A 22,997-nucleotide genomic window follows, 5' to 3' on the forward strand; every position below is an offset into this window, starting at 1 on the left:
AGATAAGCCATCGGCAATTCCGAGATAGCAAGGGCCGAGAATTAGATTCCCGGCCCTTGCCTAGCACTGCTTTATAAGATCGAGCACCGCGGGAATGTCATCGGCATTCCGAAGTGCGACATAGGTCGGTAGACCCGGGCCAAATCCGCCCTGTGAGCGCTTGTCCTGACACAGGCCCTCTGGATCCGTCAGATCGTCAACGCTCTTTGCCAGGCCAACGGCAATCCAGCCACCATTGCTGGTCCTGCCTTCTAGCACGGCGTGCAATTTTCGCTTGCCCGACCTGAAGCCCACATAGTACTTGGCTATATAGGACTCCCACGAAGGGTTACCACTCAGAACGGACTCGCACACCTCATCGAAAAGCCTCTGGTTGAGTCCGCCTTCGGCAAAAGTTGGGTGATTCTCCTGCAGAGTCCAGACAGGAGCCTCGTCAGACTCCCCGCGAGAGGGGCGATACTTGTCAACGACATCTGCCGGAAGATCGGGGTACTTCCATATCTCGCACGCCTCTTTCGCCAGCTCGTCCGCACGCTGCCTAATCTCCTCCTCGCCCCATTTTTCATGCGAGGCGATCGACTTGTTCAGGTGGAGCGGACTGCACTTAAGCCCCACGTCCGGAAGATTGAGCTTGTCCGAGAACGACCGGTTTGAGTACTCCTGGTTGTAGCCCGTCAGCGTTAGATTTCCCAAGTTGTTGCACAGCCTGTCGTGGATGTCTTCCCAGTTCTCGCCAAGCGATTCCTTCCAGCCGTGCTCATCATCGATCGTCTGGGGCATGACGTGCTCGATCTGGTAATCGTCAGCCGAGATGGACTCCTTCGGGTGGTGCCAGTTCTCCATGCGTTCCAGGTAATAGCGCTTTTTGGAGAAGCGATTGTAGCAGTCACGCGTCTTAAACTCCTCGACAAAATGCTCGTCTGTTGGAAAGTACGCAGTCATACCGCTGCTATGGATAAGAAGCATCGCCGTAACATACTCCTCTATATCGTCCTGTTGCTCAAGGTTGCGATACATGCCGGCAAAGAAATTATTTAGGCCCGTGGTAAGCCTGCCGCAAACCGCTCGCCTGAACAGGAACGACTCGATAGTCTCGCAGATGCGAAGGAACGCGTTGCGGTCTAGCCTATTTCTCTCGTAAACCGAGTAGAGCAGCATCAAAAGAGGCCTGATCTGTCTCACATCAAGGCTTACGATTCTGCTGAACACCCGACGTAGGTCAGCGTCCTTTTCTTTGTCTTGGAACAGGCTGGCATACCTTTGCGCATACTCGCGCAACTCCTTGAGCAGACTCTCGGTGTCTCCGTCGTAGTCATCGGTAAAATACCGTTTGAACTCGTAATAAGCCTCATTCTCCTTTGGCTGCCTATTGGGAACCTTGAGCCACAGCCAGTACCAAATGAAGGCGTTAAACTCGCTCTCGCCCCCTTTTCCAAACAGACGCTCAATGGGATGCCAGTAGCCCTCGTAGAGCTTGGTCTGTTCGTCGTTAGGAAGCGACATAAGAACATAGTTGCGTATGAGATCGATGGGCATGAGGGGCTTGCCCTTGGAGTTCATGGACTCAAATATGAGCTGGGCATTATCGACGCCAGCGGTGAGCTTTGTGTCGATGACCTGCACGCGGTTTAGCCCCGCCCAAAGCCTTGCAGGGTCGAATGATTTCCCGCGCATCTTTTCGCGGAAGAACACATGGTTCTCGACGATCCGATCCGATTTTTCATCTGGCATGGGAAACCCAGACACGATGGAAAACAGCGTCTCTTTATCGTCCTGCGAGAGCACTAGCTTGTAGCGCGCCAGACCGTTGTAGTCATCATCGTTAAAGAGGTAGTTCTTCCGCAGCGCTGAGATCTTGAGATCGCCAAGGAAGCCGGCCTTGTCGGGATTATCCTCCAGATATTCAGCCAAGGCAGCGATCATCAACGAAAACGTCGTCATGCGCTGCTGTCCGTCAATCAGAAGCACGCGCGAAATGCTCGTGGCAGAGCTCTCGGACTCGGGGATATAGAGCATCGACCCCACGAAGTGCGATACGCCATCACGACCCGCTCGCATGACGTCATCCCAAAGCACCTCGCACTCTTTTACACTCCACGAGTAAACTCGCTGGTACACGGGAATGACGAACTGCATCTTCGCCACGCCCATAAGGTCGAGCAGATTTGCCTCGGTTGCTTTCATTTGCGCTTGCTCCCCTTTTCTTGTTTACGCCGTTTGCAGTCAGTCCTCCACTGAGCGGAGGGCGCTAAAGACGAGAGCATCGAAGCACTGAAGCAACCGGGATGCTCATATCGTTAGATTCTACAACGAAAGCAAACACTTACGCCGTCATGGTGGCGCGCGATCGCTGCACGCCACTCCCCAAAATCATACGATGTCAAAAGACTGACACTTGTGTATGCCTTTTGACATTGCCACAGTCTTACGGGCTTCTTGTCTCATATGCCAAGAGCGGATATCTAGATCGCTGCCTCTCCCGCCCAAAGGGGCTCGACAAGAACTGATCGAAGGGCAAATCAGACATCGAGCAAGTCGCCGACCTGCACTCAGCCTCGACAAGTGGCATCGAACACAAGCTCACCGGCATAAAGCTTGCGTTAAAAACAAAAGGGCATGTAACATAAATGGTTGGAAGTTAGTAAATTACCGGTTGGCAAAGTAAGAACCGGGCTATCAAGTTCCAACCATTTATTTTACAAATGGTATTAGCACAACTCCAACCACATATTTAACGAACGGGCCGTTGGATTAGCGATCTAAAATCCGTCACGCCTCTGCGGTCTATCCCCGACTTGATGGTCCTTTCGCAATCCCGCTCGGGATCTTCTTCGAGGAAAGACACAACGCCCTTGGCCATGAGGGAGACGAGGCCTTCGAGCTTGATGACGCAATCGTATGCGCACCCCTTCAGGTTCTCCGTACCCGCCCCGGTATGGCCATAGCTCGCGACGATCCCATGAGCGCCGCCGTGAACGCATACCCCGATAACCTTATAAGGACTATAATCCTCCCCGCTGCCTTCGATGACTGATGATCCCGCATGGATAACGGCGCAACGCAGTTGATAGAGGTCTGAAGCTGTGAATATACCTCGCGCCTCTATAACGTCGAACTCCTCGCTTATCTCACTTTGACTCTTCTCGTCTTTTCGCTCTGCCGCCATCTTTTCGCCGGTATTGGGAAGCTCCAGGTATTTAACGCACCAGTCGATGTATCGCATGCCGACGGCTTTTGCGCAGACGTCCGGTATGGTCACGACGAGGTTCAGTGCCGCGAGGAGAAGCCCCGCATCGAAGGCCTTCTCGCATTCCTCCACGAGCCTGCTTGGTGTGCGATGGATTACGGTCGGAAAGCCGTATTCGTTGGCATCGCATTTCAGGCCGCCTGAAGGCCTTGGCTCCCAGGCTGCAATTTCGTCGAGCCTCGAATTCACAGCATCTCTCCCGTCGTTGCGTCGACCTCCACTCCCGACCTCGGGTCTATGAACTCATCGACGGCCTCGTCCTCGCGGTCGGGCTCGGTCACGAAGAGCGGACCGGGTGCATCGATGCGAGGGCCGATCGTGAGCCCGTTGCTCGCGATGATGCGGTCGAGGTTCTGCCTGCGGTAGAGGGTCCTTGCCCGGAGCGTCTCGAACGAGTATCCGCGCCCTCTCATGTCCGTCTCGTTTATGAGCCGGTTCGCGCACTCGGTGTAGCCGTTCGAGATACGGCTGGGGCATTCCCAGTAGTTGAAGATGAACTCGCGGTGATTCTGAACGGTCCGAGCAAGGGCTCTGAACGGATCGAACTCCCTGCCATCGGGAATTTCCCGAATCCAGGCGTCGAACGCCGCCTCAGCCTCCTCGCGTGAGGACGGATGGTCGTCGTAAATGCCGAAGAAGTCCTCCTTGAGGTCGTACGCGGTCATCAGCGTCGAGTAGGAGGAGTCTTCCCGTAGCGCCCTTAGGGCCGACGCCTCGTAGAGGCTGAGGTCGCGCGTCCGCTTCCTAAGGACGTAGGCGAGGCCCTTCTTTAGCTCAAGGCGACCCTTCCTGTCGAGAGCTCCCTGGAGGCCCTTGCGGACCGCGTCCAAGGCCTCGTTGGCTCCCTTCACGACATGGAAGTGGCCGATGACCCATGTCGCGTTCGGGGTGTATTTGGCTATGCTCCTCCAGAACGGCCGGTACATGTCGCTCGAAACCCATCGTACGCGCTCGAGGCCCTCCAACGAGGAGAAATAGGCGTCGAGGTCGGACTGCGTCCTGCCGGGCACCATGTCGAAGACCGTCCTGTGCTCGAGATCAGTGATCACGGTCACCATGCCGACCCTCTTGAGGTTCTTCTCGTCTATGCCCAGGAACGCCGGCACTTTGAAGCGAAGCCTCGAGGCGTTCTCGCGGACGTAGTCCTCGAAGACGCTCTTCACGGTGACGTGCGAGAGCGGGTACTCCTCGGCGACCTCGCGGAAGGTGAGCCTGAGCGAGCGTTGGGCGATGTCGGCGTATGCCGCCTCCGTCATCCGGTGACTCTCGTCGATCCCGCCTATCGCCGGGCGCCACACGTAGCCGCACTCCGGGCATCGCATCCGCGGGAACCCTATCTCGAGCCTCGTCGGGATGCCCAGGTGTGGCGTCGACACAACGCCGACGGTCCTCGCGCCGTGGCTGTGCAGCGTCCCGCCGCACTCGGGACACGATGCGGGGGCGGGCCCGCGGTATCTCAGGTCGAACTGCTGGAGCCTCCTACCGCAATCGACCTTGGTCGCGCTGCCGATGAGCTCGCAGTCCCGGACACCAAGCAGCTCCTCGACGTAGCCTGCCACGCCCATCTACTTTCCCCTCGAGAGGTAGGAGGCGAGCTCGGCGATGTCGTAGCGCTTCCCCTGCGAGATGAGGTCGTACACCTGGTCGGCCAGGGGCTCGATCGCCTGCGGGTCGTCGAGCGCCTGCTCGGCGAGGTCTCCAAGCTCGTTGCTCATCATCGACATGAGGGCCCTGATGACGATGTTGCGCAGGCGCCCGTCCGCGAGGACGGCCTCCTTCGTGTTGCTCGTGTTCGTGATCTGCGTGTTGGTCACGGGGTCTGCCGCCACGGCATCGGAGACCGCGTTGACGGCTCGGGCCTTCACGAGGGGGTCACCTTCGTCGCCCCACGTGCGGTTCAGCCTCTCCACGATCCTCGCCATAGTGTCGCGCTTGGGCGCGGTGCCTGAGCCGCCAGCGCCCATCGGCATGAGCTCGCCGCCTTCGACCCCCTCGGGGACCTTCTGGGCCGATATGCGGAAGTCCCGAAGCACGAGGCCGCGCACGTCGACGTCGTCGAGCGAGGTGCCCGCGATCCTGTGGCCGAGCAGCTTTGCGAAGCTGTAGAACACCTCGAGGTCGGGGTCGCCGAAGTCGAGCGCCTGGGACAGGAACGTGTAGGCGGAGCAGTACTTGGAGAGCTTCTTCCTGAAGGTCATCAGCTCCGCGACGCGTCCCGCCGCCTCGTCCGCGCTCCTCTTGGCCCTCTCCGTCCCCTCGGCCTCGCCGGCCGCCTCCGCCCGGTTGGCGCACTCCAGCCAAGTCTCGTAGGAGTCCCTGGCCGCCGCGAACCTCTCGCGGAAGATCTCGGCGGGCCCGGAGACGGCGGAATAGAGGGCGGTCCTGTAGGCATCGCTCTCCTCACCGGCTGCGAGGCCCTTGGACCTGTAGAGCGCCTCCTTGAACCCCTCGACGTCTCGCGTCGCGTACACGTCGGCCGCGTCGAGGGCGTCCTTCAGGTCGTAGACGATGTTCGGGTCCTGGGCCGTGCTCATCGTCGCGCCCTTGTCGTAGGTCTTGAAGGCGGCGAGAACCGTCTCGGGGTCGTTCACGAAGTCGACGACGAAGACCCCGTCCTTGCCGGAGCACGTCCTGTTGACGCGCGAGTAGGTCTGCACGATCTCGATGGCGTTGCCGAGCGGCTTGTCGACGTAGAGGGCGACTAGCTTCTTCTGGTCGAACCCGGTCTGGAACTTGTTGGCCACGATGAGCAGCCTGCTCTCAGGGCGGTCGAACGCCCTCTCGACCGGGCCCTGCCCGGTCGGGTTCATGTTGGCCTCGGTGTACTCGTATCCGCGCTCGATGAGGGCGAACGGGTTGTCCTCGAGGTACTCGTCCTCGGGCAGGACGCACCTGTCGCCCAGGACCTTCTGGGAGAAGGCGACGAGCGGCTCGCCGGGCACCTTGAAGCGCAGCTTCGGCTCGACCTTGGCGGGGTCGAGGTCCGGACGGGCGCGGAGGTACGCCTCTATCGCGTACTTGTAGCGCACGACCTCGGGACGCCCGGAGGTGACGATCATGGCCTTGGCCTCGCCGTTCAGGAGCGGAGCCACGTTGTCGACGAAGTGGTCGATGATCCACTTGGCCTTCTCCATGACGTTCGTCGGGTGGAGCGAGCGCCACTTGGCGATCTTCCTCCTGGCGCGGCGCTCGTCGACGAGTCTGCCGTCGGCGTCCTCGGACTCGTCCTCGATCCTCGTGAGGGTGCGCAGGGGCACGTATCCCGAGAGCGGGTCGATGATGTAGCCCTCCTCGATCGCCTGCCGCATCGGGTAGAGGTGGAAGCTGCCCATGACCGGATTGCCGTCCTCGTCCTCCTCGCCCGTGGGCGTGCCGAACAGGGTCTTTGTCTCGGCCTTTGGGGTCGCTGTGAACGCGAGGAAAGAGACGTTCGGCGGCATGAGGTTGCTCGCCTGCATCTGGGCGAAGTAGGCATCCATGACCGACCCGCCGTCGTCCGAGTCCTCATCGAAGTCGAGCATCCTCTCGAACTTCAGCTTGTCCGCCGCCGCGTTGAAGGCGGTCTTGAGGGACGCCGCCGAGCTGCCCTCCTGAGAGCTGTGCGCCTCGTCGACGATCACCGCGAATCCGGAGCCGTCAAGCTCGGGCAGCGCCGCGATGTCCGGCCACGCGTAAAGGAACGTCTGGATGGTGACCACGACGATCTCCCTCTTCTGCCGAAGGGCCTCGACGAGCTGGGAGCTCTTGGAGCCGTCGGCGACGGCGCTGCCCCTCTCGTCGCGGCCGACCATGACGACCTGACCGGTCACCTTGGAGAGCTGGGAGATGGTCTTCTTTATGTTCTGGTCAAGCGACAGCCTGTCGGTGACCACCACGACGCTGGAGAACATCTTCTCTCCGTCCGCGCGGCGGAGCCTCGCGAGGTCGTGCGCGGCCCAGGAGATGGTCTCGGTCTTGCCGGAGCCGGCCGAGTGCTCGATGAGGTAGCGGCGTCCCGCCCCATGCTCCCGCGCGTCGGCCAGGACCTTCCTCTCTGCGTCAAACTGGTGGTAGCGCGGGAAGATCTGGGTCGCCGTCTTGCGCCAGCGGCCCGTCGCGTCCTGCCTGTCCTCGATCTCCTCGAAGACGAAGCGGTCGAAGATGGACAGCCAGTTGTCTCGCTGGAGGATGGTGTCCCAGAGGTAGTGGGTCCTGTACTCGCCCTCGGGCGCGTCCGGGTTGCCGGCCCCGCCGTCGCGGCCCAGGTTGAACGGGAGGAAGCGGGGCTTCGCCGACCTGCTCGGGAAGGGGCCGAGGTTCGTGCACATCCAGACCTCGTCCTCGGAGACTGCGAAGTGGACCACGGCGCCCCTCTTGTACATGAGCAGCGAGTTCTTCCTGCCGCCGTCGGGCTCTATGGGCCTGCGCTCGTCGACGTACTCGTCGATGGCGTCACGCACGGTCTGGGTGAGCTCGGTCTTGACCTCGCCGGTGGCGACGGGGATGCCGTTGACGAACAGAGCGAAGTCGAGAGACTTGCTCCCGGCGGTCTGGTAGTGAACCTGGTGCATGAAGCGCAGGATGTTGGCGTCGTAGCGCTCCCTCGCCCCGGGCACGCGCTCGTCGTCCGGGTAGCCAGCCATGCACTCGATGGTCTGGTAACCGGCCACCTGGAATCCCTTGCGTAGCGTGAGAACGGTACCGTTTCTCTCCAGGCTCTTCACGAGCGCGCGGCGCAGCTGGTCCTCCCACCTCGCGCCCTTCTCTCGGCGCATCTTGTCGAGCTTCTCCGGCGCGGTGGCCTCGAGCCAGGCGACGAAGTCGTCGAACACGAGTGCGTCGTTCGGGTCGAACCCCGTATCGTCAGGTGAGAGGGCCCAGCCCGCGCCGCCGAGGGCAGCGACCTTTCGGGAGATGTAGCGCTCGAAGGCATCCTCCTGGTGAATCTTGCGGCGGCCGCTGTACTCGACGTCGCGGCGCTCATATGCACTGTCTATGTCGACTCTTGTCATGGCTATGCCTCCGTGCAGTCGATCTTGCCGGTGACGGCGTGGTGGATGACGGACTTGCGGTACTCGCCGAGCTTCTCGATGAGCTGCTCCTGGCGTGAGATTGCCTCGTCGATGGCCACGCAGCGCTCGTCGAGGTAGGCCGCTATCCTTTTTTGCTCTTCTAAAGGTGGTAAAGGAACGACGAAGTTGTTAAATGCGTTGGTTTGTAGTCGCATGCGCCCCTTGTCAGCAACTCCATTTGCTGAACCGAAAAACACCCGATTGAGGTAGCACATCTGGAAGAGGTAGAGGTAGTAACTCGGGTTGCTTACCGCAAGGTCACGGGCTGAAAACACTCGGTAGTCAGGACTTGTCACTCCTTCATAGCGAGATATATCCACCCAACCTGTTAAGAGGTCCATGTGGTTCATCGCAAAATCGCCAGGATGTACGAGTTGATAATGTGAGTATGTTTCAGCAAATTGCCCTTTTCCTGTGCTGAAATCTTTGGGCCTAATTCCATCTTGTGTAATCGACAGAACTGTCAATCCTTCAACCCCGGCAATTCGTTTTGTAATTTGAAATAGAGCTTTGAGCTTGGAGGTCTGCCAATTAGAGGGAATTTGATCTACCCACTTAATGTCGCTGTCTTTCATCTCTGCGGTTGGGTCGAGGCCCTTTGTCACAGCATGCGCGATGAGGGACTTCTTGTACTCCTTGAGCCTCTCTATGACCTTTTGGCGCTTCTTCACGTCATCGTCGATGGCCGCGCAGCGCTCGTCGAGGTAGGAGACGATACGGCGTTGGACATCACAAGGCGGGACTGTGACGTAGGTCTCGTGCAGGTTGCCTTGGTTAACGTGAAAAACTTTCACATCGATCAAGTCGCGCCGAATCTGCCAGCGCCACATGTCGGTAGAGAAAAGATATGCAAGGTACTTATTCTCAACCTCGTCAACCGGAGAGAGGAGCAGGGTATCGCCTCCGGGATTAACCGGCCGCTCAGAATCGTTGTATATGCAGTCTCCGCCCCGGCAAGGTCCTCTGATGTGCAGGCGAAGATAAAGGAACCTTTCTCGGAATATTTCAGCCCTTTTGGAACCATGCCCGTAGGGACGTGCTTTATGAGCTCTTCGTGGATACCGAATCTATTGTTTAACTTCGAATGCACTTGGGCGTAATTGACGACGGGAGCTCCTTCGTCAACTAAGTCAGCCCTAGTGACGGTCATTCCCTTGCTGCTCATAAAAAGCCTCGGCAACGGCACCATGTTCCAGCCGTCCGGCACCTCACCGAACCACTCAGCACTGTTTATCTCCCTTCTCGTCCTCATGCCAGGAACCCCCTCATGAGCGAGCCGAGGCCGTCCTCGAGCTCGAGAATCTCCTTCGCGATGACCTCGGGGGCACGGGGGCTCTCGTACTTGTAGAAGTACCTGTTGAACGAGATCGACGTGCCGACCACGCCCACCCCACCGTCGCCAAGCGGGTTGGCCGTGAGACCCGTCTTGTTGTCGAACTTGGGCTCGTCCCTTACCGACCCGTCCACCACGGCGTCGGGAGCGTAGGGCAGCACCTCGCTCGCCATGTAGTCGTCGATTTCCATGCCGATTGGAATGTTTTCCGTGTCCTTGAGCTCGGGGTCGAACACCGGGTTGCCCTTCGCATCGACCGCCGGCTCCGCGGAGGGGTCTTGCCGACCGAACACCTTGACGAGCGCCTCGACGAGCTTCGTCTTCTGTGGCTTGGGCTTCTCGATCGCTTTGTGAAGCTTCTCGGTCGCAGCCAGGACCTCGCTGTATGTGAGCGAGGCGCCCTCGTTCTTCTCAACCCAGGAGCGAATGGCGGCGCGGCTCGCGTCCGACAGCTTCTCCATGGGCTTGCTGAGGGTAAAGAGGGCATCCAGCCCATCGGCCGAGGGCTCAATGACAACGCGCAGCGGGCGCTGCGTGGTCACCTTGCGGTACATGAAGTCCTCGACGGGAACGATGACCGACCTGCCGTGGTCGTGCCCGTCTACGTAGGTGCGCACGATCCACGCGGCCTGGTCCTCGCCGACCTCGTAGCGCTTGTTCCCCTGGCTCTTGCGCAGGGCGGTCTTCTCCTCCGAGGCGTCGATGAGCTGCACGTACCCCTTGCGGTTCTCCGGCTTGTGGTTGTTGAGCACCCAGATGTAGGTTGCGATGCCCGTGCGGTAGAAGATCTCGGTCGGCAGCTTCACGATGCAGTCAACGAGGTCCTCGCTGAACAGCCAGCGGCGGATGCCCGATGGCCCGCTGCCGGCATCCCCGTTGAACAGCGGGGAACCCGAGAGCACGATGGCCGCCTTGCCGCCGCCTTCCTCGGGCGGCGCCATCTTCGCCGCGACGTTCTGCATGAAGAGCATGCTGCCGTCGTCAATGTCGGGCTTGCCGGCGCCGAACCTGCCCTCGAAGCCGCGTCCCATCTCCTCGAGGACGACGTCCTTCTCCTTCTTCCACTCCTTGCCGTAGGGCGGGTTCGTGAGCTGGTAGTTGAAGGTGCGTCCCTCGAACCTGTCGTCGTCGAGGGTGTCGCCGAGCATGATGCCGGCCGACAGGTCGGTCATCTGGTCGAGCACGTCTCCCGAGCCCCCGGCGATGTTGCGCAGCATAAGGGCTGCCTTGCCCATGGCCCATGTCGCGTCCTCGAGCTCCTGGCCGTAGGGGACGATCTTGGTTGGGCTGCTGAAGTGCCCTTTGTCGTGCCACTCGTCGAGCTGGTCGAGCGCGTCGCAGATGAAGCCGCAGGTGCCGCAGCTGCCGTCGTAGAGCGTGCGGATGTCGCCGTTGTCGGCGTTGAGCAGCGTGTCCTCGTTTGCGAAGAGCAGCGCGGTTGCGAGGCGGGCGACGTCCTTGGGCGTCATGAAGTCCTCGGCGTCCTGCGAGATCTCCTCGCCGTATCGCTGGATGAGGTGCTCGTAGATGTCGGTCATCATGCGGTCGGAGACCGTCTCGGACCCGAGGTCGAAGCCCGAGAAGCGTGTGCACACCTCGTAGAGCATGCCCTTCTCGTCGAGCTTCTCGCAGGTCTGCCGCATCTCGAAGCGCTGCAGGACCTCGCGGGCGTTCGCGGAGAAGCCGTTGATGTAGGCCATGAGGGCGTCGCAGGTCTTCGTCGCCCCGAGGTTGGAGAGTGTGAAGCTCGTGACGTTGTAGAAGCAGTGGCCGGAGAGGGCGCAGTACTTCGGGTCGTCGTCGTCCCAGACCCCCTTGGCGGCCTGTCTGCTCACGGCCGCCCGCGTCGGCTCGAGGGCGCACTCGAAGCGCCTCAGCACGGCGAATGGGAGGATGAGCTTGTTGTAGTCGGCGGGGCGAATGACATCACGCACGTAGTTCGCGATGCTCCATATCTCGTTCACGTAGTCGAACGCGGTCTTATCGGCCATGGTTGGACCTCTCTGCGAAAAATAGAATTCCAACCATGTATTTTACAACCGAAAGCCATGATTTGAGCTTTCGGCCAACCAATAGTTTAACAAATCTGGTAAGTGGTATCACCAATCACTGATTTATTGACCCAACCAGTAATTTTACATACCCAAACAAAATAAACCCCGGCGACTCATATCAGAGGCCATTCCCGGGGCATCAATATGCAGTGTACCTATTCATCACCCGATGCCGGCAAGCTGTTGAGCGGCTCACCCTCACCGGCGGTGCCAAGGCGCCTCTGCATCTTCTCGATCTGCTTAAGGGTCGAAGTCAAATACCCAAGACCCTTCTTCAGTTGCTTAAGCAACTTGCCATCCTTGCGATTTCCCTTTCCGTTCTCCTTCTCGACATCTTCTTCAATGCCAGCGATGCCGCGCTGCACGGCCTCGGCTGCTTTCCGCACCAAAATGGCCCCCTCATGCGGGCAGCGGTCAGTAGCCACATCAAGAAAAGCAAGGAGCCTCGAACATTCGACGAGCACGAACTGCGCGTAGTCCTCCCCCATCGATGCCGCCAAGGCAACGCCGCCGGAACCCAATAGACCAAGCGCGGCACCGCCGCCCGTAATCAAAGCAGTGCCACCGGCCATGCCCATGCCGCCGGCGGCCAAGGCCCCACCGCCAGCTGCAGCAAGGCTCGCATTGACAAGCGCAGCCCCGTGAAGGCCGGCAAATGAGCCTCCGAAGATACCGACAGCAATATCCGGAGCGAGTACCGCGGCCGCCCCTCCTGCGCCTACGGCCGCCGCCACGACAATGACGCCGCCCACCAAGAACTTTGGCAATGTACCTGAAAGCTCGCGGAAGCGTGTCCCGCAACGTTTCTCGAGAGAACGTATGGCGTCCAAATCAACCGCGTCTTGTCTCCTGGGAAATTCGTGTTTAACCCAAGATCCACTCTCCTTCAAACCTTTGTATTCCTTTTTCTCTTCATCTCCCATCTGGGAATAGGGGCGAAACTCAACCAACTCCTGTGCAACAAGCAAGGCACGCACTTTACCGCCTCGCCGCCGCGAAACTGTCTCAAGGGCTCCGTACGCATCTTCCTCGCTCAAAAAGTAGCCGTCTGCATCAATGCCTAGGCCATCCGCGACCGAATCCTGCCACGCGCGGGCCCAGCTCCTCTTTTGCCCTTTGCGCACTTCGTTCTTCTCGTTCCCGCAGTCGTAGTTGATGGCGGCAAGCTTCAGCGAGAAGGCAATCCTCGTCGTTTCTCTATCTAGGCTATAAAAGTGAAATCTATCGAAGATATCCTGGCGGCGCCTGGCGCGCTCAGTCCAAGCCTCGGACATTTCCTCCGCCATATAGCCCCAGTCGGCATGGAGGGCAAACGCAAGGCGTCCAACTCCAACGTAGTTTATTCGCAAGAAGAGCTTCTGGGCGAACACGACCTTGTTCCCCTCGCATTCGATACCCGCCCTGGCCGCCGCCGTCGCTAGATTCACCAAAACGAACGAAGTGCTCGAAACCGTGACCATGCGAGTGAGAACCCTGCTGTTATAGGGCATGAAATGCGAAGCCTTGAGCTTTTGCAAGCCGGAAACCTTGCTCACTTCGCAACGTTCCAGCTCGGCCTTGAGCCTTGAAAGCATGTAGAGACAACGAACGATAACCTCGTTGGCCACGACTGCTGGCACCTGGCTTAAAGCTTGATCGAGCAGGCCGACTTCCGTCCGAAGGTCGAAGCGAATGGGCTTGCCGTCCTCGGTTTTGAACGCCGTTCCGTTAAACAGCTTTGAGATCCATTGCTGAATGCGAATATCCTCGCCCTTATAGGCAATCTGCATGTCTTGAAAAACAGGCAGGGAGGAGAGCTCCTTTAGCAGGGACAGCACGACGCCGGGAATGCCCGTCCCCTTACCGGGGTTTGAACTAGACCCCGCCATGTCGCTCACGAGATGCATCGCCCAGAACAGAGTGCCAAACGCGATCTTCTCTGGAACGTTCCTGCCTACAAGAGGGCAGTCGGGATCGAAGGCGGCGGCAGGCAGGTCAAAGGCGACAAACCGGCCGGCCGTATCGGTACCATAGCCTTTGCAGGTGAATTGCGAGAGGATCGAACACGCAAGGCCAACCAAGCTCGGGTGGTGCGAGAAATCCCGCAGATGATGTTGGAGCCCGCCGCCAAACTCGGCAGTCAGCTTGTCCGTGGCAAGAGGAAACTCTTTCTCTAGAAAGCGAATAGCGTCTTCTAGAGTTGCATCCGCCTTTGTCATACCCGCAGACTTGGCAATCGTAAGAACGAATTTGCCAACCTTCTCGTCGCTCCACTCTTTGGCACCCTCTAGGTTGAAGTCTTTCTGCCAAAGGATATTCAACGCACCCGTGAGGAGCCCGCTAACGGCTGCAAGTTCATAGTCGAGCTTCGTAGCCCTTTCAGCCCGAGGGTCAAAATCAAAGAGGACCTCCTCCCCATCGGGAGCGTCCTTAAAACCAACCAGCACGGCGCTACCGTTCAGCGGCACAGATGTAACTTTGGGCAGTTGAGGCATGGCGTAAACTATCTCGCCAGCACTAAAAACAAGTTCGTCTGCCATACCGGCTTCCTCCTGCAAACGCGTAAAATCAGATTGCTCTACGCCGCCAAATCCCTCTTCGTAGAAGTATTCGAAAATCTCGGTGATGCAGTTGCTCAGAACCTCGTCGGGATAGTTCGCCACTGGCAGCCTATACACCTCATTGTGCACGATGACGCACGCAGCGTCACGGGTCTCTGCCTATTCGTCCAGCGAATCATGTTAGCAAGCCGCTCTTCGATAATGGAAGCCATCTCGATGTCCACGCTCTTGACCTGCTTGGTCCCAGCGAGTGTCAGCGCGTCCTTGAGTAGGATCCCAAACGCAGTCTTCTGCTGCTGATCCTAGAATCCTTCGCGCAACCATTCCGTCCGCTTGTCGCCAAATGAGCCTCCTACCTCCCCTCCGCCTTCAGCTTCAGCAGCAGGTCACCCAGCTCGAGGCACTTGCTGGAAAGGCGCGTCTGGGCTCACTCGCCCATCCCCCACCGCTGGCGGACTTCCTGGGCGCGCGGACTCACGTGATAGTCCCCCTCCATCATCTGCTTGAGCAGCTTGGCGGTCACGCGCGCATCGGCTAAGGCGCTGTGGGCGTGGCCCGTCGACTCGTCGAACTCGATGCCAAACCACGTCGCCGCGTCACTCAAAGAGACGCACCCGTGGCTGCCAACGTCCATGATCGAGGTGTAAAACGCCTGTATGTCGGCCCAGTCCGTAGGAAATGCGGAAAGATCGATGTGCTTTGCCTGGCACTCGGTCAAAAGCTGTCGACGGTCCGTCCCACTCCAGCAAACCACCTGGGCGGAGTAGCGACCGACCCAATCGCTGAGCCTTTTGATCACCACGTAGAGCAGATCGGCCATCGCGGTGTCCACAGCCGATATCCCCGTAAGCTCGCGGACGGGAAACGCAACGCCTTCGGTAAATTCCGTCTGCACAAACTGCGAGAACTCGCCCATAACGTTGCCGTGGTAATCGAGCTTGACGGCGCCGACCTCGATAATCTCGTTGCGCAGTCCACGACGCTGGCGCTGCTTTGGCACCGGCGCAAACTCAAAGTCCAGCACGATCTGGCGCGCAAAGTTCGTCGTATCGATAGCCGAGATACCCGGCGTCTTTTCAGCTGACAAGGTTAGGGCCTTTCTCCGTTGCTTGCCGCTTGCTACATAGCTACATAGGCGGCTACATTGCCGTAAGAATAGGCGCCCACGCGGACATGAAATGACCAATCTGATTGATTTCGTGAAGCTCCTGACCGCTTTGGTCTCGCTCCTCACGGCGCTTATCGGGCTTACCGAGGCACTCAAGCAGCGTGCGAAGCATAAAAAGAGGGGTCGACGCCGCTAAGGCATTGACCCCTTAAACTAAGTAACGGCGCTGCCCAGCTCTTCACCACTTGGGCTGCCGTCGACTTTATTCTACCCACGGACGTTGGGTTTAACAAATGGTTTTTCAGTCATGAAGGCTCGACGCCCACCCGACTCGTCCGCTATTCCAGCCACCACTCCACGTCCACGGAGCACTCGACCTCGATGGGTTCCGGATCCAGCACCGTTTCCCCAAGGCCTCCGGATACCCCATCGGGAGCGCCCATGGCAGCGCAGTACACCCCGCCATAATCCCCCGGCCGGCTGTTATACGAGATATGCTTGATGCCGCCCAGCTTAGCCCCCGCCGCCGCAGCAAGCGCCTGTGCATTACCGCGGGCGCGCTCGACAGCGCGGGCAATCAGGACGTCCTCCGCCGCGCGCTCATCCGCAAGTTCAAATCGAATGTTCATGTCGGCATGCGATCCGCAGGTGTTGAGCGCCGTCCACACAGCCGCACAGTCAATCGAATCGACAGGCGCGGCAACCGTGCCGTACGCATAGTAGTCGTAGCCCACGATGATTGCCCTTTTGCGCGTCGTCTGCGCATAGCAGGTGTACCGGCGACACGTTAACTCGTCATCCAGACCAAAGGGCACCAGCGCGGCGGCGACCTTGGCGCGATCGGCGTTGTAATCGTCCAGGCACGCCTCCTTGGTATCAAAGCGGCCGCCAAAGCCAATGCTAAAGATCACGCGATCGGGCATGACCTTATCCTCGATCCGGGCACCAACGCTCACATAACCGGTCTTATCCGTTGCCATGGCATCCGTCCTTTCCACGAATGGCTACGTTGCAGTAAACATAGCCGTCCGTGCGGACACAAAGTTGTGTGGCGACGCCGTGTGGGGCCCCGGGACGCATGTTCCATTTGAAGCCCCTACCGGAAAGCGAATCCCATTCTGAGCGTCGAATCCGGAACACGGTTTCCGTCTGCGGCCCCATTGGGAAAGTTCATCCCGCTCTGAGCGCTCATTCCGGGATGCAATTTCCGCTTGAGGCCCGATCCGGAAACGGCATCCCACTCTGAGGCCGAAATCTGGGACACAGTTTCCGGTTGAGGGCTGTTCCGGAAAGCGTATCCCATTCCGAGCGGCAATTCCGGGTCACAGTTTCCGCAGATACAAAACGACGATCCGCAGCCCTTATCACATGCCTTCAAACATGCAATCCAGAAACACAAAACAGCAGATAGATTGCTCTTTTTCAAAAAAGTACACGTCCCGAAACTTACCAAGACTTCATATCTAGCTACCGTTCAAGGTCGCCGATTACCGCCCACCGATTCGGATGTAAAAATGTCGCCAAAAACAGGCCATCTACCTGCATGGTTAGATTTTGGTCAGCTTTTGGTCAGTTGGGCGGCAAGTTGCGGCTGATACGTTTTTGCTACCCAAAAAGAAGGCGGTAGCTCATGACCCATTGCAATAACCAACTCATCGACCAACTGCTTACTCAAGCCGAACAAGAGGGGCGTTGCCTGATTCCCCCGAGCACGGCGATCCGAAAAGCGCTCCTTCGGCGCATCGGCGACATGGTCGTCTCGCCCATGCCGGGACTGTTCGCGCGTAAAATGCGCTGGGATAAACTCAACCGGGCGCGGCGTCATTGCGAGATTATTCGCGCCCTTGCGATCATCCACCCCGATTGGACGTTCTGCTCGTTTTCGGCCGCCTGCCTGCTGGGGCTCGAGGTCTCGTGGCGACACCTGAATGTCGTGCATGTCTGCAGCGTCACCAAGCCGTCGGCTCGCCCGGGCGCGCATATTCAGCGGCATCAGATCGAGCCGACCGGAGCAATCCGTCTATCCGGCATATCGGTAACGCCGCCCATCCAAACGGCCACAGATTGCCTGCTGCAAACTGGTTTTGCCGACGGCATGCCCATTGCCGATTCGGCGATCTCAAAGCTCGGCCTTACACGAGAGCAGTTGATGGAGGCCGTCGAGCAACGAGCGACCGCCCGCAATGGTCGCGCGATTCGTACGGCTCTCACAACGCTTCGATATGCCGATGCCCGCGCCGAGAGCGGCGGGGAATCGGTCGCCCGCGCCGTCATGATCGAGACGGGTTTTGCGCCCGACTGGCTTCAATACGAGTTGACGGACCCCTTCGATTCGGCCAAGCCCATACGAACGGACTTTGCCTGGGAGCGCCAGGCGCGGGAACTCACACTGGGCGAGCTCGACGGGCTCATCAAATATACCGACCAGACCATGCTAGCCGGACGTACCACCGCCGAGGCGCTCGTTGCCGAACGACAGCGCGAGGCACACCTATCGCTCTACGGTCACCCTCTGCTGCGCTTTACCATGAACGAGGTCCGCTCGGCAGGAATGCTCGCTAAAAAGCTGCAGACGGCAGGTATCCGGCAGACCGCGCTGCCGACATGGCTCAACGAGGTAGACCTGTAGGAGCTGCTGAGCTTATGCCCGTCTGCCTGCCAAACCGGGACACGCTTTCCGGTTGGCAGCACCCGCGGAAACCATGTCCCAGATTGAATGCTCAAAATGGGACATGGTTTCCCGACGAAGCTGGGACTGCGGACAAAAAGTTGGACCGTCAAGGTCCGGTTTGGAGTCCGCATGACATACAGTAAAGCCGTAGTAGAGAGGGCCGGGGAGCTCCGCCGCTCCGGGCTCTCGTGCAGAGAGATAGCCCGGGAGCTCGACGGTCCGAGCAAGAGCGCCGTCGCGCGCTGGACGAGGTTCGTGGCCGCGGGCGGAACCGTCGGGAGGGCGGTCGCGAAGATGGAGCTGCCGAAGGTCGTCGGGGACGGTCCGGTGTACCCCGACATCGACCCGGACGACAAGGACGCCTTGATAGAGCGCCTCGTCCTGGAGAACGCCGTCCTCAGGGCGGTGAACGACGTTTTAAAAGCCGCGAGCCTCGACGGGATGTCGAACAGGGAGAAGACCCTGGTGATAGACCGCCTGAGGCCTGCGGGGAAGTGGTCCTTGAGAGAACTCACCGCTTTCTTGAGGATATCGAGGAGCTCCTATGACTACCAGCGGCGCGCGATCGCCAGGCCGGACCGCCTGGCGCCGCTGAGGGCCCTCGTGCGGCGCGTGTTCCTGGAGGACGGCGACGGCGCGCGCGGCTACCGCTTCGTGGTGCGCAGGCTCCGCGAGCTCGACGAGCCCGTCCGCGCCTCGGAGAAGGTCGTCCGCCGCATCATGCGCGAGGAGGGCCTGGTCCCCAGGTGGATGAGGAGGAAGAGGAGGGCCTACAGCTCCTACGCGGGCGAGCCGACGCCGGCCCCGCCGAACCTCGTGCGGCGCGACTTCCGCTCGGCCCTGCCGAACTTCCTGTGGCTCACCGACATCACCGAGTTCAGGCTGCCCTCCGGCAGGAAGGTCTACCTGTCGGCCATCAGGGACTGCTTCGACTCCTCGGTCGTGGCGTGGAGGGCCGGCGAGCGCCCGGACGCCGCGCTCGCCAACTCGACGCTCGAGGACGCCTGCGCGCTGCTCGCGCCCGGCGAGGGCCCCGTCATCCACTCCGACCGCGGCGGGCACTACCGCTGGCCCGGCTGGATCTCGATCTGCGAGGGGCATGGCCTCACCAGGAGCATGTCCGCCAAGGGCTGCAGCCCGGACAACGCGGCGATGGAGGGCTTCTTCGGCCTGCTCAAGAGGGAGTTCTGGCACGGCAGGGACTGGACGGGCTGGGCCCCCGCCCGCTTCATCGAGGAGCTCGGTGGCTGGATCGGCCGCTACAATACGGAGAGGCGCAGCGATGCGCTCGGCGGCCGCACGCCGGCCGAGTTCCGCGCCGCGCTGGGAAGGGCCGCGTGACGGTCCAGGAAATCGTCCGCAGTTCCGCTCCTTGCGGAAAGCGTGTCCCAGAATGAAGACTCGGAATGGGATGCAATTTCCGCCTGAAGGCGATTCGGAAAGCGCATCCCATTCTGAGCATCGATTCCGGGTCGCAGTTTCCGGTTGAGGGCTGTTCCGGAAAGTGTGTCCCATTCCAGGCGCGGATTCCGGGATGCACTTTCCGTTTGAAGCTCCAACCGGAAAGCGCATCCCATTCTGAGCGCCTATTCCGGGACACAGTTTCCGCTCCAAACAAAAGGCCCCGGCTCGCGATGGAGCCGGGGCCAAAGGCACAGCATATGCAGTTGATGGTGAGCGCGAACAGCCCGTCAGAAATGCCATCCGCGCTCTACCCTACCCGCGGTGACGGGCGCGGCTGTACGGCGTATCCACCATGGGCAGATCCGGACGCAGCTTGCCGTCAAACGCGCGGTAGGCGTTCTGCACGGCGGGCGCCGTGGGGATCGTTGCGATCTCGCCGATGCCCTTGCCGCCGTATGCCACGGGCAGCAGTTCGTCCTTCTCCACGTAGATGGCGTGGATATCCGGAATCTCGGGCGCACGGAACAGCCCGAGTGTGCCGTACCTTGCCTGGGGCACGCAGTCCTTGAGCGGCCAGTCCTCGGTAAGCGCATAGCCCATACCCATGAGCACGCCGCCTTCAATCTGACCTTGGATCGAGATGGGGTTGACCACCTTGCCGGAATCGTGCGCGGCATAGACCTCGCTCACGCGGCCGTCATCATCCAGAATGACCACGTGCGTGGCAAAGCCGTAGCAGATGTGGCTCTTGGGATTGGGGACGTCGGCGCCCAGTTTGTCGGTCGGCTCCAGATACACGTAGCCAAACTCGCATCCCTCGAGCGCCTTGATGGCGGTCGCGGGGTCCTGAGGATGCATACCCTGACCAGCGACGAGCTCCTGCGCGCGCAGCTGATAGGCGCGACCGTCGTTGTACTCGATCTTGACGCCGTCGCCATGCGCGCTCACGGGAGCGGCGGGCGCAGGCTTGCCGGCCTCGATGCCAACCATGGCATCGCGCAGCAGGAAAGCGGCGCCGCGCACAGCCTCGCCGGTCACGACCGTCTGACGCGAACCAGACGTGGTGCCGGAGTCGGGAGCGTTCTCGGTGGAGCACTCGCCGTTGGCAATGCAGCGAAGCGGCAGACCGCAGGCCTCGGCAACGTCCTGCAAAAAGACGGTGTTGCAGCCCTGGCCGATGTCGGACGTGGCGGCATAGACCACGGCCACGCCGTCCTCGATGCGAATCTTGCAGCGGCCGGCATCAGGCAGACCCACGCCCACGCCTGCATTCTTCATGGCGCAGGCGATACCGGCGTGTCCGGGATGCGCATAGTAGGCATCTTTGACCTCGAGCAGCGTCTCCTTAAGCGCCGTGGAGCAGTCGGCAATCTGGCCGTTGGGCAAAACCTCGCCCGGCTCGATGGCGTTTCGGTAGCGAATCTCCCACGGATCCAGGCCGACCTTCTCTGCCAGCAAGTCGATCAGGCTCTCGAGTGCAAACTCGGACTGACAGACGCCAAAGCCGCGGTACGCGCCGGCGGGCGGGTTGTTGGTGTAGTAGCCAAAACCGCGAATGTCGGTGTTCTGGTACTTGTAGGGGCCGACCGCATGCGTGCAGGCGCGCTCGAGCACCGGGCCGCACAGCGACGCGTAGGCGCCGGTGTCAAAGTTGATCTCGCAGTCCAGGCCGGTAAAGTTGCCCTCGGCGTCGCAGCCCAGTGTAAAGGTGCCATCCATGGCATGGCGCTTGGGATGGAAGGCGAGCGACTCAGCGCGCGTGAGCTTGCACTTCACAGGACGCTGGAGCTTATAGGCAGCAAGCGCGGCCAGGTGCTGGATCGAAACGTCCTCCTTACCGCCAAAGCCGCCACCCACGAGCATGGTCTCGACGACCACACGCTCGGGCTCGTTGTCCCAGCCAAACATGTGGGCACACTCTTTGCGCGTGTCGTAGGCGCCCTGGTCGGTCGACTGCACCTTGACGCCGTTCTTGTACGGGAAGGCGACGGCGCACTCAGGCTCCAAGAAGGCATGCTCGGTAAAGGGCGTGGTAAAGCGCTGCGTCACGGTGAACGCGCTCTCTGCCAGCGCCTTGGCGGCGTCGCCGCGCGTCACATGGCGGCTCTGGCACACGTTGTCCTTAAGCTCCACCGTGTTGCCAAAGGCAAAGAAGCTGTCATGCAGGCGTGGGGCGTCGGCGGCCTTGGCCTCGACAATGTTGCGCACGGGCTCCAGCGGCTCGTAATCGATCTTTACGAGCTTCTTGGCCTTCTCGAGCGTCGCCTCGTCCTCGGCAACCACCAGCACGATGGCATCGCCCACGCAGCGGGTGATATCGCCCTGGGCGATCATGACGTCCCAGTCCTGGATAAGGTGGCCGACCTGGTTGACCGGCACGTCCTCGGCGCGCAGGATGCCCACCACACCGGGCAGGGCCTCGGCCTTGGAGGTGTCGATGGAGAGCACGCGGGCGCGCGGATACTTGGAGCGCACGGCGCTGGCATAGATCAGGCCCGGCTGATCGAGCTCGTCGATGTCGTCGGGATACTTGCCCTCGCCGAGCACCTTCTTGCGCACGTCGATACGGAAGGCGCGCTTGCCCACGCCGTAGTCATCGCCGCGCTCCAGATCCTCGTCGATCTGCTTTTCGCCGCGGAGCACCGCAGCGGCCAGCGAAATGCCCTCGATAATCTTCTTGTAGCCGGTGCAGCGGCAGACGTTGCCGCGGATGGCGTACTTGATCTGCTCCTCGGTGGGCTCGGGGTCCTCGGCGATGAGCGCCGCGCCCGCCATGACCATGCCGGGGATGCAAAAGCCGCACTGCACGGCGCCCACGGCGCCAAAGGCGTACACAAACGCCTCGCGCACGTCCTCGGGCAGGCCCTCGACGGTCACGATGTTGCGGCCGGCGGCAAGGGCGGTGGTCAGCACGCAGGCCTTGACGGCCGCGCCGTCCACATGGATGGTGCAGGTACCGCAGGCGCCCTCGGAGCAGCCGTCCTTGGCGGAATGGATATGCAGGTCGTCGCGCAGGTAGCGCAGCAGCGGTTTGTTTTGGGTCGTTGTGCGCTCCACGCCGTTAACGGTAAAAGTGAATTCCTGTGCCATGGTGATTCCCTTCTACACGCCGGCGGCGATGCCGGTGCGGTCGTGAATGGCGCCATGCGGGCAGACGACGGCGCACATGCCGCACGACAGGCAGTCCGCGCCGTCGATATGGGCGCAGTTGTCCTCGATGCGGATAGCGCCGGCAGGGCACTTTTTGGCGCACATACCGCAACCGATGCAGCTCGTGTCGCAGATCTTGCGCGCAATGGCGCCCTTATCGGTGTTGTTGCAGCGCACCAGAATGTTCTGGTAGCCGGGAACGAAGGCAATCACGCGCTGCGGGCACGCCATGCCGCACAGGCCACAGCCCGTGCACTTGGAGCGATCAACGCGGGCGATGCCATCGACCAGCGCAATGGCGCCGTGGGGGCAGGCCGTGACGCAGGCGCCACAGCCAATGCAGCCTTCGCTGCAGCGGGCGTCGCCGCCTGCGGAGGCACAGCCGCTTCCGCAGGCAACGTAGGCCACGTTATGTTGAATGGATTTGGCCATAAGAGAC

The 22,997-nt window shown here is 60.5% G+C and carries 14 protein-coding genes; 2 read left to right on the plus strand and 12 right to left on the minus strand.

The window, feature by feature from the left end; all coding sequences use genetic code 11:
- Window positions 1-60: 60 nt before the first annotated feature.
- The 10 genes from DWW12_RS00410 to DWW12_RS00455 form a co-directional block, all read right to left on the minus strand.
- Window positions 61-2,184, minus strand: coding sequence for a DUF262 domain-containing protein (locus DWW12_RS00410; RefSeq protein ID WP_117778538.1), 2,124 nt, complete (start codon window positions 2,182-2,184; stop codon window positions 61-63).
- A 547-nt stretch (window positions 2,185-2,731) separates the two neighbouring features.
- Window positions 2,732-3,436, minus strand: coding sequence for a hypothetical protein (locus DWW12_RS00415; RefSeq protein WP_117854468.1), 705 nt, complete (start codon window positions 3,434-3,436; stop codon window positions 2,732-2,734).
- Window positions 3,433-4,812 carry an ISL3 family transposase gene (locus DWW12_RS00420; protein ID WP_117854470.1) on the minus strand — a complete coding sequence of 460 codons (1,380 nt, stop codon included), beginning with the start codon at window positions 4,810-4,812 and terminating at the stop codon, window positions 3,433-3,435. Before DWW12_RS00420 ends, DWW12_RS00415 begins: the two co-directional genes overlap by 4 nt.
- Complete coding sequence (locus DWW12_RS00425; RefSeq protein WP_117655013.1) at window positions 4,813-8,238, minus strand: DEAD/DEAH box helicase family protein; 3,426 nt, start codon at window positions 8,236-8,238, stop codon at window positions 4,813-4,815. It abuts the gene before it with no gap.
- 2 nt (window positions 8,239-8,240) lie between these two features.
- Entirely contained in the window at window positions 8,241-9,092 is an 852-nt protein-coding gene (locus DWW12_RS00430; RefSeq protein ID WP_233544182.1) for a restriction endonuclease subunit S, read from the minus strand.
- 5 nt (window positions 9,093-9,097) lie between these two features.
- On the minus strand, window positions 9,098-9,550 hold the full coding sequence (locus DWW12_RS00435; protein WP_117854473.1) for a hypothetical protein: 453 nt from the start codon (window positions 9,548-9,550) through the stop codon (window positions 9,098-9,100).
- Entirely contained in the window at window positions 9,547-11,622 is a 2,076-nt protein-coding gene (locus tag DWW12_RS00440; RefSeq protein WP_117854474.1) for a class I SAM-dependent DNA methyltransferase, read from the minus strand. The genes DWW12_RS00435 and DWW12_RS00440 overlap by 4 nt, the downstream gene beginning before the upstream one ends.
- Before the next feature lie 218 nt (window positions 11,623-11,840).
- The gene (locus DWW12_RS00445) at window positions 11,841-14,327 is read right to left on the minus strand and encodes a hypothetical protein (protein ID WP_117854476.1); all 2,487 of its coding nucleotides are present in this window, start codon (window positions 14,325-14,327) and stop codon (window positions 11,841-11,843) included.
- 325 nt (window positions 14,328-14,652) lie between these two features.
- Window positions 14,653-15,312: a 3'-5' exonuclease gene (locus DWW12_RS00450; RefSeq protein WP_158564329.1), complete on the minus strand. Its 660-nt coding sequence runs from the start codon at window positions 15,310-15,312 to the stop codon at window positions 14,653-14,655.
- A gap of 359 nt (window positions 15,313-15,671) precedes the next feature.
- Window positions 15,672-16,313 (minus strand): SIMPL domain-containing protein, encoded by a 642-nt coding sequence (locus tag DWW12_RS00455; RefSeq protein WP_117655018.1) that lies wholly within the window; start codon window positions 16,311-16,313, stop codon window positions 15,672-15,674.
- A gap of 650 nt (window positions 16,314-16,963) precedes the next feature.
- On the opposite strand from DWW12_RS00455, the gene DWW12_RS00460 reads away from it, so the two are divergent.
- Window positions 16,964-17,962, plus strand: a complete 999-nt coding sequence (locus tag DWW12_RS00460; RefSeq protein WP_117854479.1) for a hypothetical protein — start codon at window positions 16,964-16,966, stop codon at window positions 17,960-17,962.
- A gap of 171 nt (window positions 17,963-18,133) precedes the next feature.
- Window positions 18,134-19,345, plus strand: a complete 1,212-nt coding sequence (locus tag DWW12_RS00465) for an IS3 family transposase (RefSeq protein ID WP_158564331.1) — start codon at window positions 18,134-18,136, stop codon at window positions 19,343-19,345.
- 375 nt (window positions 19,346-19,720) lie between these two features.
- On the opposite strand, the gene xdh is transcribed toward DWW12_RS00465, so the two are convergent.
- Window positions 19,721-22,498: a selenium-dependent xanthine dehydrogenase gene (xdh, locus tag DWW12_RS00470; RefSeq protein ID WP_117854482.1), complete on the minus strand. Its 2,778-nt coding sequence runs from the start codon at window positions 22,496-22,498 to the stop codon at window positions 19,721-19,723.
- Between the two features lie 12 nt (window positions 22,499-22,510).
- Complete coding sequence (locus tag DWW12_RS00475; protein ID WP_055252516.1) at window positions 22,511-22,990, minus strand: 4Fe-4S binding protein; 480 nt, start codon at window positions 22,988-22,990, stop codon at window positions 22,511-22,513.
- Window positions 22,991-22,997 lie beyond the last annotated feature (7 nt).

The organism is Collinsella sp. AF14-35 (assembly GCF_003464565.1).
Taxonomy (GTDB): Bacteria; Actinomycetota; Coriobacteriia; order Coriobacteriales; family Coriobacteriaceae; genus Collinsella.

Excerpts from the sequence above, each read along its gene's own strand:
- DWW12_RS00410 (WP_117778538.1), bottom strand. The coding sequence starts at position 2,184 with ATGAAAGCAACCGAGGCAAATCTGCTCGACCTTATGGGCGTGGCGAAG.
- DWW12_RS00420 (WP_117854470.1), bottom strand. The coding sequence starts at position 4,812 with ATGGGCGTGGCAGGCTACGTCGAGGAGCTGCTTGGTGTCCGGGACTGC.
- DWW12_RS00425 (WP_117655013.1), bottom strand. The coding sequence starts at position 8,238 with ATGACAAGAGTCGACATAGACAGTGCATATGAGCGCCGCGACGTCGAG.
- DWW12_RS00435 (WP_117854473.1), bottom strand. The coding sequence starts at position 9,550 with ATGAGGACGAGAAGGGAGATAAACAGTGCTGAGTGGTTCGGTGAGGTG.
- DWW12_RS00440 (WP_117854474.1), bottom strand. The coding sequence starts at position 11,622 with ATGGCCGATAAGACCGCGTTCGACTACGTGAACGAGATATGGAGCATC.
- DWW12_RS00455 (WP_117655018.1), bottom strand. The coding sequence starts at position 16,313 with ATGGCAACGGATAAGACCGGTTATGTGAGCGTTGGTGCCCGGATCGAG.
- DWW12_RS00460 (WP_117854479.1), top strand. The coding sequence starts at position 16,964 with ATGACCCATTGCAATAACCAACTCATCGACCAACTGCTTACTCAAGCC.
- DWW12_RS00465 (WP_158564331.1), top strand. The coding sequence starts at position 18,134 with ATGACATACAGTAAAGCCGTAGTAGAGAGGGCCGGGGAGCTCCGCCGC.
- xdh (WP_117854482.1), bottom strand. The coding sequence starts at position 22,498 with ATGGCACAGGAATTCACTTTTACCGTTAACGGCGTGGAGCGCACAACG.
- DWW12_RS00475 (WP_055252516.1), bottom strand. The coding sequence starts at position 22,990 with ATGGCCAAATCCATTCAACATAACGTGGCCTACGTTGCCTGCGGAAGC.